12 protein-coding genes are annotated in these 13,177 nt (G+C 42.9%); 10 read left to right on the top strand and 2 right to left on the bottom strand.

The annotated features are described in order from the left end of the window. Window positions 1-98: 98 nt before the first annotated feature. The 3 genes from NYE65_RS05440 (at window position 99) to NYE65_RS05430 (ending at window position 2,760) form a co-directional block, all read left to right on the top strand. Window positions 99-1,172: a M42 family metallopeptidase gene (locus NYE65_RS05440; protein ID WP_328110265.1), complete on the top strand. Its 1,074-nt coding sequence runs from the start codon at window positions 99-101 to the stop codon at window positions 1,170-1,172. 81 nt (window positions 1,173-1,253) lie between these two features. Continuing rightward, complete coding sequence (locus NYE65_RS05435; RefSeq protein ID WP_340859988.1) at window positions 1,254-1,775, top strand: DUF84 family protein; 522 nt, start codon at window positions 1,254-1,256, stop codon at window positions 1,773-1,775. A gap of 115 nt (window positions 1,776-1,890) precedes the next feature. Continuing rightward, on the top strand, window positions 1,891-2,760 hold the full coding sequence (locus NYE65_RS05430; RefSeq protein ID WP_340859987.1) for an AraC family transcriptional regulator: 870 nt from the start codon (window positions 1,891-1,893) through the stop codon (window positions 2,758-2,760). 132 nt (window positions 2,761-2,892) lie between these two features. Here the strand turns inward: NYE65_RS05430 and NYE65_RS05425 are convergent, their stop codons facing one another. Next, the gene (locus NYE65_RS05425; RefSeq protein WP_340859986.1) at window positions 2,893-3,342 is read right to left on the bottom strand and encodes a YtoQ family protein; all 450 of its coding nucleotides are present in this window, start codon (window positions 3,340-3,342) and stop codon (window positions 2,893-2,895) included. Between the two features lie 122 nt (window positions 3,343-3,464). Here NYE65_RS05425 and NYE65_RS05420 point away from each other — a divergent pair, with 122 nt between their 5' ends. The 5 genes from NYE65_RS05420 to murC all read left to right on the top strand — a co-directional run bounded on the left by NYE65_RS05420 (window position 3,465) and on the right by murC (window position 10,558). Then, complete coding sequence (locus tag NYE65_RS05420; RefSeq protein ID WP_057276738.1) at window positions 3,465-3,971, top strand: hypothetical protein; 507 nt, start codon at window positions 3,465-3,467, stop codon at window positions 3,969-3,971. Between the two features lie 110 nt (window positions 3,972-4,081). Next, on the top strand, window positions 4,082-4,393 hold the full coding sequence (locus NYE65_RS05415; RefSeq protein WP_134783638.1) for a thioredoxin family protein: 312 nt from the start codon (window positions 4,082-4,084) through the stop codon (window positions 4,391-4,393). 50 nt (window positions 4,394-4,443) lie between these two features. Beyond that, window positions 4,444-5,250: a DUF1444 domain-containing protein gene (locus NYE65_RS05410; RefSeq protein WP_057276737.1), complete on the top strand. Its 807-nt coding sequence runs from the start codon at window positions 4,444-4,446 to the stop codon at window positions 5,248-5,250. A gap of 893 nt (window positions 5,251-6,143) precedes the next feature. After that, complete coding sequence (locus NYE65_RS05405) at window positions 6,144-8,969, top strand: DNA translocase FtsK (RefSeq protein ID WP_445670396.1); 2,826 nt, start codon at window positions 6,144-6,146, stop codon at window positions 8,967-8,969. A 284-nt stretch (window positions 8,970-9,253) separates the two neighbouring features. Further along, window positions 9,254-10,558 carry a UDP-N-acetylmuramate--L-alanine ligase gene (gene murC / locus NYE65_RS05400; protein WP_034309255.1) on the top strand — a complete coding sequence of 435 codons (1,305 nt, stop codon included), beginning with the start codon at window positions 9,254-9,256 and terminating at the stop codon, window positions 10,556-10,558. A gap of 47 nt (window positions 10,559-10,605) precedes the next feature. Here murC and NYE65_RS05395 read toward each other — a convergent pair whose 3' ends face one another. After that, on the bottom strand, window positions 10,606-11,718 hold the full coding sequence (locus NYE65_RS05395; protein ID WP_057276734.1) for an aminopeptidase: 1,113 nt from the start codon (window positions 11,716-11,718) through the stop codon (window positions 10,606-10,608). A 229-nt stretch (window positions 11,719-11,947) separates the two neighbouring features. On the opposite strand from NYE65_RS05395, the gene NYE65_RS05390 reads away from it, so the two are divergent. Continuing rightward, window positions 11,948-12,457 (top strand): DUF948 domain-containing protein, encoded by a 510-nt coding sequence (locus tag NYE65_RS05390; protein ID WP_034309251.1) that lies wholly within the window; start codon window positions 11,948-11,950, stop codon window positions 12,455-12,457. A 47-nt stretch (window positions 12,458-12,504) separates the two neighbouring features. Further along, entirely contained in the window at window positions 12,505-13,077 is a 573-nt protein-coding gene (locus NYE65_RS05385; protein ID WP_034309249.1) for a YtxH domain-containing protein, read from the top strand. Window positions 13,078-13,177 lie beyond the last annotated feature (100 nt).

Raw genomic sequence — 13,177 nt, 5'->3', positions numbered from 1 at the left:
AAATTTTACCCATAAACTGATAAATTAGAACTTTCTAGTGTAACATGATGCTAAGTTTTGTAAAATAGAAAAAACAATACATAGTTAGGGGTAGAAAAATGAATCATGAGACTTTGGAGCTTTTTAAAACATTGACGGAATTACCGGGAGCCTCGGGAAATGAACATGCAGTTCGGAGTTTCATGAAGAGTGAGTTGCAAAAGTATTCGGACGAAATCGTTCAAGATCGCCTTGGCGGAATATTTGGCGTAAAAAGAGGCAATGAGGATGGGCCGACCGTCCTGGTTGCCGGGCACATGGATGAAGTGGGATTCATGGTCACATCCGTAACAGAAAATGGAATGATTCGCTTTCAGACCCTAGGAGGCTGGTGGAGCCAAGTACTTTTGGCCCAAAGAGTCGAGATCATAACCGATAACGGTCCGGTCATTGGTGTCATCGGTTCGATTCCGCCCCATTTGCTTGATGAGTCGCAACGCTCAAAACCAATGGATATCAAAAATATGCTGATTGATATTGGGGCGGATGATAAGGAAGATGTGAAGAGAATCGGTATTAAGCCCGGTCAGCAGATTGTACCGATTTGTCCATTCACGCCGATGGCCAATGAGAAGAAAATCCTCGCAAAAGCGTGGGATAATCGTTATGGCTGCGGACTTGCGATTGAATTGTTAAAAGATTTAAAAGGTGAAACGCTGCCGAATGTCTTATATTCCGGGGCAACCGTTCAGGAGGAAGTGGGATTACGGGGTGCGCAAACTGCAGCTCATATGATCAAACCGGATCTTTTCTTTGCTTTGGATGCAAGTCCGGCGAACGATATGTCCGGCAGTAAAAGTGAATTTGGCCAGTTGGGAAAAGGGGCACTGCTCCGCATTTTTGATCGTTCGATGGTTACGCATCGCGGCATGAGGGAATTCATCCTTGATACGGCCGAATCGAATGAGATTCCGTATCAATATTTCGTTTCCCAGGGCGGCACGGATGCAGGGCAAGTCCATATTGCAAACGAAGGAATTCCAAGCGGGGTGATCGGCATTTGTTCCCGCTATATTCATACACATGCATCCATGATTCATATTGATGATTATGCTGCTGCCCGTGAACTGATAGGGAAATTGGTTCGTTCCTGTGATAAAACGACATTCGAGACCTTGATGAAAAACGGTTGATGGAGGAAGCTGAAATGGGAAGGGATGCTGTCATGAATCCTTTTCCATCAGCTTTTTTTACATAGAAGGAAGGTAATTATATTGAAAATAGCAGTAGGCAGTAAGAATCCGGCGAAAGTAAGTGCCGTGCTTGGTGTATATGAAGATGCTGAAATCATTTCGCTTCAAGTGGAGAGCGGGGTTCCGGAACAGCCTTTTTCAGATGAGGAAACGATGGAGGGGGCCATGACACGTGCCCGGAATTGCTTGATTCACAGTGATGCCGATATGGGTATCGGACTTGAAGGCGGTGTCGTGAAAATGGGACAAGCCCTGTTTCTGTGTAATTGGGGTGCAATGGCCACGAGGGGCGGTGAGGTTTTTGTAGCTGCCGGAGCGAGAATCCCGGTTCCGGGAATCGTTGCCGGGAAGGTGCTGGACGGTGAAGAGTTGGGCCCGGTGATGGACGCCTTCACAAAGCAAGAGAATATTAGCAAAAAGGAAGGGGCGATCGGCGTATTTACAAATGAGCGAATCACGAGGGGAGAAATGTTCCTTCATATCATAAGGATGCTAGCCGGTCAACACGAATATAAGCTGAAAATGAGAAAGCACGATTTATGAATCACTGTCATGGAAAGGCGTCTTCGAATGGAAACGAACTCTGCCAAAACTGAGCAGAATAAGACAGGGTTTTATTGAGCGGTCTTGGTACTATAGTGACAAGGGGTGAGCGAATATGGGGTGGGCAGAGTCAATCCAAAAGGCCATCGACTATATCGAAGAGCACTTATTGGAGGACCTTACGATCGAGAGCATTTCCAGGCAGGCGAATGCTTCGGCTTTTCATTTTCAACGGACCTTCACCATTTTAACGGATATTTCCATTGGTGAATATATCCGGCGTCGAAGACTGACTTTAGCTGCCCAGGAGATATCATCCACAAATGGCAAGGTCATTGATTTAGCCTACAAGTACGGCTATGACACCCCCGAGGCATTCTCAAAAGCTTTTCGAAGGCAGCATGGGGTATCTCCAAGCGAAGCGCGAAAGTATATGGGGAAGCTGAAATTCTATGAACGCCTGATGATACAGGTCATTCTGAAAGGGGCAAAACCGATGAAATACAATATCCTTGAAAGGGATTCCTTTCAATTGATAGGAATCAAGCAAGAGTTTTCCTTGGTTAATGAAGAGAATTTGATTGGGATTCCAAAGTTGTGGGAGAAAGTCAATTCGAATGGAACAGGAGATAGGTTAGCGAAGTTGAACAATGGCCAAATAAATGGTTTGCTTGGTGTATGTGTCGATAAGCGTAATGTGGAAAAAAGTGAAACGATGGATTATTGGATAGGTGCAGAGTATGCCGGGAAAGTGCCTGAAGAGTTTTCGACCCTTACGATACCGGCTTCCAAGTGGGTTGTATTTGAAGTTCACGGACCTATGCCTGATAGCATGCAACAAGCTTGGAAGCGGATTTTTTCCGAATGGTTCCCTACGAGCGGTCATGAACATGCCGGAACTCCTGAATTGGAAGTATACGACTATGCGGATGCTTCAAACCCTGACTATTACTCCGAAATTTGGATTCCGATTAAAAAGGGATAGTATTCAACCGTCAAAATCATTCGTTATTCGCTTGCAGGGGGTTAGGCATCTAATTTGCCCCTGCAAGCTTTTTTATTTGTAAATATGAAATGATCAGCCCTTCATTTTTGTGCTGGTTAAGGGCAGGGAGATTTACAGCCCGTCTTCAAAAATATAGGAAAGCACCTTCATGGCTTGGTTCACGGAATCGACCGTGACACTCGCCTTTTCCGATAATTCCTTTAAGGCATGGTGATGGGTTTCCGGGCGAATCAAAATAAGCGGTTTTCCCAGGGTAATGGCAGTGCTTGCGTCCATGGCAGTATTCCACTGCTTATATTTCTCGCCAAACAGAGCGACGACAAGATCGGCTTTTTTCATCAAAAGACCTGTCCGCAAATTATTGATTTGGGAAGCGGCTGCATCCTTCAGGATAGGATTCGGCTGTTCCCCGAGGACATCTTCACCGATATTATCGGAGCGTTCATGATTTTCCATCGGGCCGACGAATTCTAATGGAAGCTTCAGTGCAGCGGCCTTATCTCTCAACTCATTTCTCCAATTTGAATGGATTTCCCCAGCAAGATAAACGGTTAACTTCATTGTTTTCCTCCTCGATATTAAAATTGCTTTCATTGTACCATGTTTTTTAGAAAATGGATGAATTCCATAAATAAGGATAATATTATCCATAAGATAGTAAAAGAGATGGTGGAGGAATGACGATGGCTTTATCGAATAAGAATTTCCTTGTTATCCTGTTGATAAGCAGTTTGATCGTAGGCTGCTCAGGGATCGAGAGACAAACCGAAAAGGCAATGAAGGCTGCTGAAGTGGCTTTTCGTGACGATGAAAAACAGCCCAATCAAGAGGCAGGGCTAATTCAGGTCCATCTGCCCAAGGATTTTAAAGTAGTGGAAGAACATGATAATAACTTGATTTTACAAAAAGGTGATCAGATTTATATATTATTTGTCAATCCAAATGAAAAAGAAGACAGTTCCGTGTTATATTTGGCGATTAAGGAACAAGAGGATCAATTTGAAGTGCTGCATTCTTTTCAAACTGATGATAAATTCGGCTTTATTTCAATTAAAGAAATACCGAAAGAAAAGTATGAGCTTGCAGTGGGGATCGGCGGGGTGAAACTGACAACGGAAACGGATAAAGACCAATTAAAAACCGATGCAAAACAAATGATGGAAATCGTTTCATCCGTGCCCCAGAGATAAGCTGACCCCTGCCTTTCAACCGATCCGTATTAATGGTTGATTCGGGGAGAGTCTGGTATGATGGGATTATAAAAAATTAAGGTGTCATATAGAGCAGGAGGAATATTCAAATGGAAAAGTTACAAACTATCGAGCAATATGATGCATTGAAAAATGAAGGCAAACATATCTTTCTTTTTTCCGCTACATGGTGTGGAGATTGCCGTGTAATCGAACCGATAATGCCGGAGATAGAAACGAAATTTCCTGATTTTACATTCATTTATGTGGACCGTGATGAATTCATCGATGTGTGTGCGGCTAATGATGTATTCGGTATACCAAGTTTCATCGCCTATGATAATGGTAAAGAGCTAGGCAGATTCGTGAGCAAGGATCGCAAAACGCAAGAACAAATTGAGGAATTCATTCAATCACTATAATCAAAATCCCCTTCTCGCTGGGGATTTTTCAATGAAGAGGAGGGTCAGTCATGAAAATGGACAGCACGAAGCTGAAAAATATTTTGAAGGAACGTTTAAAAGATGAGGGTCGGACATTCAAATTCGATAGCAAGCAAGATACGTTACGGGTGGAAAATGTGAAGACCGGGAAAGGGATCACCATCGAGTTGCCTCCTGTACTTGCTAACTATGAAAACGTACAGGAAAAGGCCATCGATGAAATTATTTATTACGTGGAAGAGGCCCTGAATGTGATGGGGGGAGAACACAGCATGGAAGGCAAGGAGAAATTCATTTTCCCAGTCATCCGCTCGACCTCCTTTCCTATGGAATCGGAAGACGGAAATCCGTTTTTATTCGATGAGCATACAGCTGAAACCCGGATTTTTTATGCCCTTGATTTAGGTAAAACCTACCGTCTTATAGATGAAAAGATGATTCAACGGGAAAACTGGCAGGGTGACAGGATCCGAGAAATTGCCCTCTTTAATGCCCGTTCGCTCTCCACTGAAATGAAGTCGGATATCGTTGCAGGTAATGCATTTTATTTTTTGAACACGAATGATGGATATGATGCCAGCAGGATCCTGAATGAATCATGGCTTCGGGAAATGAAGGACAAGGTCGAGGGAACCATGGCTGTGGCCATTCCCCATCAGGATGTCATCATCATTGCCGATGTGAAGAATGATACGGGCTATGATATTCTGGCGCAAATGGCGATGAGCTTCTTTGCCAGCGGTCATGTTCCGATTACGGCTCTATCATTCCTTTACGAAGAAAATGAGTTGGAGCCCATCTTCATTATGGGTAAAAACAAAAAGCGTGAACAATAATATAGGGAATCACAAAAGGACCGTGTCAGCATCTGGCAGCGGTCCTTTTAAAGTTTGATAGAGTTTATAACTCTCTTGTAGTTGATATTTATTTTTTAATCGGTGATAATATAATTGAAATATTTTGAAAATATGGATAAAACATTCGATGTTCAGTGCGAACTTACATATGTGCCCGATTATCCTTCGCTATAAAATGACCCTGAACAGACTGAATTCGTAAAAAATAGCCTGGAAAGCATGAATGACAAAGAAATTAAGAAAGGTAGTCGAATTTCCGGTTTTTTCAGGTTCAGAAGATTTTTCGTATTATGCAGAAAAGATACCAGGCTGCTTTTGGCTGTAAACCGAAAGGGGTGGAGAAGGCATTTCAATCACCATCCTAAATTCGGCATTGATGAAGATGCCCTTTTGATCGCTTCCAAATCAGTGGCCCAGGTTGTTTGCCGTTTTTATGAATGGAACTAGTCCTTTGGTCTTCGTTTGCAAAAAAAACGGAGAAACCCACAAAACACCGTTCGGTATTAACGAACGGTGTTTTATGGGTTGCGACAGGCAATAGGATTCTGCCGGAGGTTTCATGAAGGATGATGCAATGAATTGGCCAGTCTGTTTTCAAGTCAGCATGAAAACTTAATCTCTTTGTAAACGCGATTTAACAGCTGTGTTTTATTTAAATAGTAGACTAGGGGCTAATGTTATTTGGTGATGATAGGTTTAAACCCATTGCAGAAGGGGTTTAATAGGGTAGGAGTTCTACGAAATACGTTAAGGTAGCAAGAATGCGATAAAAAAGTAGATACTAATCCCAATTTAGCTTAAATTTTCTCGATATTTTTAAAATAACTGGTAGAATTAGTTACATAACTACAGATGTAGAAAGAGTGATAGTTTTGAAATGGCTAAATAAGATGAAAAAATGGTTCCAAGCAGAGGAAATTATTGAAATCGAAGAGATTATTATAGATGAACCGCTTGATGAAGAGACATTGAGGAAAATGGATTTTTCGAAGCTTACGAAGTCAAAGAAAGAAGAAATAAAGGTTTACAATCAAAAAGTGGAAAAAATGTCCCAGACACCAGACCCGGATACGAAAATCCTGTTTCAATATCCAAAAGGCCAGTTCAAGTTTCCGCTCATTCCAGACCGGGAGCAGAATAAAAGAAAACCTAGGGAAAGAAACAGGGAAGATAACGAACCCAAACAGGGGAAGAATGTGACTAAAGAAACAACGAGAAGGCCTGTAAGGGATCCTGAACCAAAACGGAGAAGCTTTGACCGGGAGGAAAATCCAAAAATAGTCCCGTCAAATACTCCATTCCGCCCAACGGAAATCCCATCACCCATTTACGGGTTCCGTCGTCCGGAAAAAAAAATAGTCCCTTCTGAAGAAATTGTCGAATATGAATTGGAAAGCAAAATGCCCATCTTTAAAAAAGAAGAACCCGCTATCGAGATTCCGGTATCGATCCCTGAAATCTCAAAAGATGCGTCACATGAGGAAATGACGGCAAAACCCGCCATTCTTATACCGGAACAAGCGGAAAAAAAAAGGGAAGATACGGAGATACCCGCTTTCTTTCGTAGAAATTCCATTGAGTCATTGCCAGAAGAAACGGTAAGCGAGCCTAACATAATTGAGCCTGAGGTAGAAAAAGAGGCTATTGAACAGGACCAAGTCGATTTTGGACGCGAAGTCGCCGTATCCATCATGGACCAGGCGGACGACACACGGCCTGAAGCGATATCGGTTCATGGGGAGGCTGCTGTACAATCAAATCAACCATCCGTAAGTCAAGGAACAATGCCTGAAAGTGATTCATCTGAGGCAATACCTGAAGTGCAGCCTAAAAGTCCGAAAAAACATATTCCATTTAATGTGATGATGCTTAAGCAAGATCGGGAAAAAAATGGCTTCATGAATAAAATGATGCCGGAAAAAAAAAGCCTTAATCCGGAAAGGGCAGTAGTTTCACCTGATAAACGAGCAATGGATGATGCTGCCCAAACGGAGGCAGGACAAGCGGAACCATCCGCCATTCCCGAACGGAAACCGGAGGAAGGCAAAGTTATGCCGAAAGAGGAGACTTGGGACATTACATCTGCCTTTTTGGACACCGAAACCGCCGGCGAGCCTGAAAATACAGTTGAATCGATTATTGGTTCCGACCCTAAGCCCCTTCTAGAACAGGAATCCCCCATTTCTGGAGATGGGTATCAAGAAGCAGTTTTAACAGAGACAGCGGAAAGTGGCCAAGGCAATGCCCTTGAAGTTTTCGGTTCCGTGGAAGCGGATGATAATCCATACTATGTGTTTCCGGATATCGAATTGCTGACACCTCCCACTTATGCTGTGCATGATGATGAGTGGCTCGGGGAACAGACTGTATTACTTGATCAGACATTGAAAAATTTCAATGTCCGTGCAAAGGTCGTCAATGTCACCCAAGGACCGGCAGTCACTCGTTTCGAGGTGCATCCGGAGCCGGGAGTGAAGGTGAATAAAGTGACGAACCTGATGGATGACATCAAATTAAGCCTTGCTGCCCAGGATATGAGGATGGAAGCGCCCATTCCGGGTAAACATACAATCGGCATCGAGATTCCGAACAGGAAAAGCAAACCGGTATTTTTGCGTGAGGTTTTGGAAAGTACTGAGTTTCAAGAGCATGAATCACCGCTTGCCGTGGCTTTAGGACTCGATATATCCGGTCAGCCGATCATCACGGATTTGAGAAAGATGCCGCATGGTTTGATAGCCGGGCAAACGGGATCGGGGAAAAGTGTCTGTATCAACACCATGCTGGTCAGCTTGCTGTATAAAGCGACGCCGCAGGAGCTGAAATTGCTGTTGATCGATCCGAAAATGGTCGAGCTCGCCCCATATAACCGGATCCCGCATTTGGTCAGTCCAGTCATAACCGATGTAAAAGCCGCTACGGCTGCGTTGAAATGGGCTGTAGAGGAGATGGAACGGCGTTATGAATTGTTTGTACATGCCGGTGTACGTGATATCACCCGCTTTAATGAACAAGCGGAAAAAGCCGGTCAATATTCAAGCAAGCTGCCTTATATCCTGGTGATCATCGATGAGCTTGCGGATTTAATGATGATGTCCCCGGCTGATGTAGAGGAAGCGATTTGCCGGATTGCTCAAAAGGCTCGTGCCTGCGGCATCCATTTGATTGTAGCCACTCAAAGACCTTCAGTCGATGTCATAACTGGATTGATCAAGGCAAATATCCCGACAAGGATCGCTTTTTCGGTTTCTTCACAAGTGGACTCCCGTACAATCATCGATAGCGGCGGTGCAGAAAAACTTTTGGGAAGAGGAGATATGTTATTCGCTGAAAACGGCTCTTCAAAAACGGTGCGTCTGCAAGGGACTTTCGTGAGTGATGAAGAAATCGATCAAGTGGTCAACCATGTTAAACGGGAGCAGCAGCCGAAATACCTGTTTGAACAGGAAGACTTGCTGAACAGGGCCCAGGTCACGGAAGAAGCGGATGAACTGTTTTTCGAGGCATGTGAATTTGTCGTGAGCCAGCAGGCCGCATCTGCATCGAGCGTCCAACGGCGTTTCCGTGTCGGATATAACCGTGCATCGCGTCTAATAGAAATGATGGAGCAACAGGGGGTCGTTTCCGAATCCAGGGGCTCAAGGCCCAGGGATGTATTGATTACGGAAGAAGAGCTGGAATTTTTACATGTTAATTAAGAGAACCTAATAAAAGGAAATTGTATATAATGTGAAAGGGTGAAAACCCTTTTTTATCACCTTAATTGAGGGAAAAGCCAATGATTTGATAAATTGGCATCTGCCTGACATGGATGAATGAATAAAAAAGTGATATAATAGTTTTTTGTTGATGAATGATTGAAAATAAAAGTTCGAAAACCTATGAAGAAATTCCGTTACTAACAAGTCTCGTAATGGAAAAACAAATAAAAGATGACGTCATATACTGTCATACAGGTAGACGATTGGTGGAGGTTCGCTTTATGACTGCTTACCATTTTGTGGGAATTAAAGGGTCGGGTATGAGTGCTCTTGCACAAATACTGCATGATATGAATATTGAAGTGCAGGGTTCCGATTACGAAAAAGAATTTTTTACACAATTGGCATTAGAAAAAGCCGGGATTAAAATCCTTCCTTTCAACGAGGAAAATATTCAACCTGGAATGACCATCATTGCAGGAAATGCGTTTCCGGATAGTCATCCGGAAATCTTGAAGGCAAAAGAACTTGATTTGCCGATTATCCGTTATCACCGTTTCCTAGGTGATTTCATGAAAAACTTCATCAGCGTGGCGGTTACGGGAGCGCATGGTAAAACATCGACGACCGGCTTACTTGCCCATGTAATGGGGGGCGCTAAACCGACATCCTTCCTGATTGGGGATGGAACGGGTAAAGGAATCGTGAATTCTGATTACTTCGTATTCGAAGCATGTGAATATCGCCGTCATTTCCTTTCCTATTATCCGGATTATGCAATCATGACGAATATCGATTTTGATCATCCTGATTATTACGCTAATGTCGAAGACGTGTTCGAGGCTTTCCAAACGATGGCCCTTCAAGTCAACAAAGGCATCATTGCGTGCGGGGATGATGAACATTTACCACATATTCAGGCGAAAGTACCGGTTATTTTTTACGGATTTGCAGAAGGAAATGATTTTCAAGCGAAAAATGTTTCCGTCACTCCGGATGGCACGACTTTTGATGTGCATGTAAGGAACAATTACTATGATACATTCACTATTCCTACTTTTGGAAAGCATAATGTGTTGAATGCACTTGGTGTCATTGCACTTTGTAAATATGAAAACTTGGATACGGAAGCTGTGAAAGCCCAATTGCGGACTTTTGGCGGAGTTAAACGCCGGTTCTCCGAAAAGGAAATCGGAAGTCAGATCATCATTGATGATTATGCACACCATCCGACCGAGATCTCTGCAACTGTGGACTCGGCGCGTCAGAAATATCCAGAGCGTGAAGTTGTTGCTGTATTCCAGCCGCATACTTTCTCGAGAACACAGGCATTCCTGGATGAATTCGCCGACAGCTTGAATTTGGCCGACAAAGTATACTTATGTGAAATTTTTGGATCTGCTCGTGAACATCAAGGAAAGTTATCGATTGAAGATCTTCAAGATAAGATTCCAGGTGCCGAACTGATTACGGAGAACACAACATCTATATTGCAAAACCATGATAACAGTGTCGTGTTATTCATGGGTGCGGGGGACATTCAAAAATTCCAAGCAGCCTATGAGCATTCACTGCAGGTAAAATAAAAAAAACGACCATCCGTTGTAGCGGATCGGTCGTTTTTTTTATTGGGTTATTTTAAATTTTCCGGATTTAAATTTTCCAGTTCCGGTAAAACGAAGCGTCCGTCCTTACGTATCAAGACGTCATCAAAATGGATTTCCCCGCCGCCATATTCAGGCCGCTGGATATTGACCAGGTCCCAGTGAATGTCTGAATGGTTTCCGTTAAAGGCATCATCATAGCATTGTCCTGGAGTGAAATGAAAACTTCCATCAATTTTTTCATCAAAGAGGATATCTTGCATCGGATGTAGAATATAAGGATTTACACCAATTGCAAATTCACCGACATATCGTGCGCCTTCATCAGTATCAAAAATTTTGTTGATGCGTTCCGTATCATTCGCAACCGCTTCAACGATTTTTCCATCCTTGAATGTCAACTTCACGTTTTCAAAAGTAAAACCCTGATATGGGGAAGGAGTATTATACGAAATCACTCCATTGATGGAATCTTTAACTGGAGCCGTATATACTTCACCGTCAGGAATGTTCAGCTCACCCGCACATTTGATGGCTTTAATGTCTTTGATGGAGAAGGTTAGATCCGTACCGGGCCCAGTTAAGCGGACCTTATCCGTTTTATCCATCAATTCAACAAGGTTGTCCATTGCTGCGCTCATTTTGCCATAGTCGAGGTTGCAGACTTCGAAATAAAAGTCTTCGAATGCTTCTGTGCTCATTTTGGCTAATTGGGCCATGGAATTTGTCGGGTAGCGAAGTACGACCCATTTTGTTTTTGGCACGCGGATATTTCTATGTACTTTACCGACTGTCTGTCCATGAATCGCCATCTTCTCTGAAGGGACATCGGATTGTTCATTGATATTATCCCCGGCACGAAGCCCGATATAAGCATCCATCTGCTTCATTACGTTTGCTTCAAACTCACCCATCATCTTGTACTGTTCTTCTTTGGCACCCATCAGCAAGGCACGATCCACTTGGTGATCCTTTAACAGGACGAATGGGTAACCACCTGCTGCATAGGCTTCATTCACAAGTGCGTTAACAAGTTCACGCTGCAATCCAAAGTTTTCGATCAAGATTTTTTCACCTTTTTGAAGCTTCACGGAATAATTGATTAAGTTTTTGGCCAATGTACCAATTCTGGGATCTTTCATAAAAAATACCTCCATTGTTTAAATTCGACTTATCTTTTCTATCATACCCGATTTCCTGCCATAAGTGTCACCCATGAATTTCACGGAGGAACTGGATGCAGACAACAATATTTCCAGATTAGGGTTTGATAGGGTATATTGAAAAAATAAATAAGTTTATAATAATAGGGAAGGGGTAATTAATATCTAACAGCTATTAAATAAGTCGATTTTTTTCGGAGGTGTTCCAATGGAGATTATTTTATACGTAAGTGCTGCTGTTGCAGCGATAGCTTTTTTGGTACTCGTTATTTTTCTAACGAAGGTACTGACATCACTTCAAACTACCCTGGACAGTGTGGCCCGGACGCTGACAGGACTAGAGAGCCAAATGCAGGGCATAACGCTCGAAACTACTCAGTTATTACATAAAACGAATACGTTGGCTGAAGATTTGCAGCAAAAGTCAGAAAACCTGAATACGGTGGTGGATGCGGTGAAGGATGTAGGTACATCCATCTCCAGCTTTAATTCTTCCATCCAAAAGGTTTCCCATAAAGTGCAGGCTGAGATTGATAATAATCAAGAAAGAATCTCACAAATTGTACAATGGAGCAATGTAGCCATGGAGATCAGGGACAAATGGAAGTCCAGAAGCAAACAGGCAGCCCCGACCCCGACTGAAAGGGCAGAGTTAGAAAGGGAAGCGCTGGAAACAGATAACTTACCTAAAAAAAGGTTTTTACGTTCTAGATCATAAAATCTAGTTAAATAAAAATGAACTGAAAATTGAAAGGGGAATGTATTATGACTCAAAAAGAATTTCCGACAAAGGACTATCAGAAATCATATGAGGACGAACGCGACTCGATCAATTCTAAGGACTTTATGATTGGCGCCTTGATCGGCGGGATGATCGGAGCGGCTACAGCTTTGTTCATGGCTCCGAAAACAGGCAAGGAATTAAGGAATGACTTCAATGAACAAGCTAGAAACATTTCCGAGAAAACAGAAAGATTAAGACAAACGGCGATGGAAAAAGGTACAGTCCTTGCTGATACTGCAAAAGAAAAAACAAACTCCGTCACGGAAATCGTTTCCAATAAATCTTCGAATATCGTCAACAAAGTGAAGAGCCTGAAAACAGGAAAAGAAAACGGCGACGCTGCGGATGATACAACGAATTCAAGCAATAAGGATATTGATGTAACCGGAACTACCGATGCACCTATCGTATCCGTCGAAACGAACTTTGCTAACAGCAATGATTCGGAAAATAATCCTGCAGATCCTACAAGCGGAAACAAGAATGCGGCAAAATTAAAACTTGATGAAGCGAAAAAGGCATTTGATGAAACGGAAAGTAAACTAAAGAATTAAACTCCCTGGATTCCTTTAATGGGAATGAAGAGGCATTAAGGGACGAAGAATAAGGCGGTGAAGTGCTTCGATGGCTTCATCGCCTTTTTGATGGTAAAAT

The organism is Peribacillus sp. FSL R5-0717 (genome assembly GCF_038002945.1).
Taxonomy (GTDB): Bacteria; Bacillota; Bacilli; order Bacillales; family DSM-1321; genus Peribacillus; species Peribacillus frigoritolerans.
This window is presented reverse-complemented; position numbering and strand designations above follow the sequence as displayed.

Coding starts and splice junctions, on each gene's coding strand:
- NYE65_RS05415 (WP_134783638.1), top strand. CDS start 4,082: ATGGAAAAGTTACAAACTATCGAGCAATATGATGCATTGAAAAATGAA.
- NYE65_RS05395 (WP_057276734.1), bottom strand. CDS start 11,718: ATGAAAGATCCCAGAATTGGTACATTGGCCAAAAACTTAATCAATTAT.
- NYE65_RS05430 (WP_340859987.1), top strand. CDS start 1,891: ATGGGGTGGGCAGAGTCAATCCAAAAGGCCATCGACTATATCGAAGAG.
- NYE65_RS05425 (WP_340859986.1), bottom strand. CDS start 3,342: ATGAAGTTAACCGTTTATCTTGCTGGGGAAATCCATTCAAATTGGAGA.
- NYE65_RS05385 (WP_034309249.1), top strand. CDS start 12,505: ATGACTCAAAAAGAATTTCCGACAAAGGACTATCAGAAATCATATGAG.
- NYE65_RS05410 (WP_057276737.1), top strand. CDS start 4,444: ATGAAAATGGACAGCACGAAGCTGAAAAATATTTTGAAGGAACGTTTA.
- NYE65_RS05390 (WP_034309251.1), top strand. CDS start 11,948: ATGGAGATTATTTTATACGTAAGTGCTGCTGTTGCAGCGATAGCTTTT.
- NYE65_RS05440 (WP_328110265.1), top strand. CDS start 99: ATGAATCATGAGACTTTGGAGCTTTTTAAAACATTGACGGAATTACCG.
- NYE65_RS05420 (WP_057276738.1), top strand. CDS start 3,465: ATGGCTTTATCGAATAAGAATTTCCTTGTTATCCTGTTGATAAGCAGT.
- murC (WP_034309255.1), top strand. CDS start 9,254: ATGACTGCTTACCATTTTGTGGGAATTAAAGGGTCGGGTATGAGTGCT.